Here is a 1126-nt window from a genome sequence, read left to right on the forward strand (position 1 = left end):
GGGTGGAGGGCGGGGGCGGCCTTGTTGCTGACCGCCCCCGCAACCGGTCCTACTTCAGTGCGCCGGTGAAGGCTTCCTGCATGGAGGTCAGGACGTCTTTCGGAGTTTTGTTGCCGCCCAGCATTTCCTGGATACCGGTCAGGTGCAGGTTCTGCACCTGGGGTGAGGGCCAGTCAACGTCCGGGAAGGGAACCGTCTTGTCCTCCTCGAGGAACGGGATTTCAAGCTTGTTGATCCCGTTGGCCTCGACTACGCCGTTGGGTGCCACACCGAATTTGTCGGCGTTCATGGCGCTGCCTTCCTTGCTGGCGAGGAAGGCAACGAACTTCTTCGCCCCTGCGGCGTTCTTGGCCTTGGCGTTCACGCCCCAGCCCACGCCGAGGCCGAAGGCCAGCCGGGTGTCGGCTGTGTTGTCAGTAGCCGGAAGGGGTGCCAGCTGAACGGTCAGGTCTGGGTTGGCTTTCGTCATGGAGTTGGCCATGGTGGAAATCTGGATTGCGCCCAGGGCCCGGCCGTCGGCAACCATGGCGGTCTGATTGTCCACTGAGGTGCCCAGGGCGTCCTTATTGAAGCAGCCCTTGTCGAACATGTCCTTGTACTTGTTCATGGCGTCGAGCCAGCGGCTGTCCTGGAAGGTGACTTCCTTGTTCAGCTGCTTCTGGTTGAAGTCCGGGTCCTTTGCGTAGACCTCGGTGGGGACCAAGGCGTAGGTCACCAGCTGGGTGACCCACTGCGTCTGGGCGCCCAGGGCGTAGGCCACCTTTCCTGCCTTTTGTGCGTCGGCACACAAGGCCAGGACCTCGGAGTAGGTTGTGGGGATCTTCAAGCCCGCATCCTGCAGGGCCTTGGCGTTGTACACGCCGCCCAAAGTGTTGGCTGTTGCCACGTCCGTGAACATGTACCTTTTGCCGTCGTAGGCGGTCGCGGAGGTTGTGGATTCGGGCTGCGCGGCGGCCCAGTCCTCCCCGGAGAGATCGGCGAGGTAGCCGTTCTTTGCCAGTGAGCGCACGGCCGTGGCGTTTCCGCTGCCGGGGAAGACGTTCAGGACGTCGGTGGCGGTGCCTGCTGAGAGGCGGGTGCCCATCTGCTGGTTGTAGCTGTCGGTGGGGATGATCGTGTATTCGAC

At 62.8% G+C, this 1126-nt stretch carries 1 protein-coding gene; it reads right to left on the bottom strand.

Going from position 1 to position 1126, the window contains the following annotated elements:
* Positions 1 to 49: 49 nt before the first annotated feature.
* On the bottom strand, positions 50 to 1126 hold a 1077-nt coding region (locus DBR22_RS05995), incomplete at its 5' end, for an ABC transporter substrate-binding protein (protein WP_108598238.1).

The sequence above is a fragment of the Arthrobacter sp. HMWF013 genome (assembly GCF_003061105.1).
Lineage (GTDB): Bacteria > Actinomycetota > Actinomycetes > Actinomycetales > Micrococcaceae > Arthrobacter.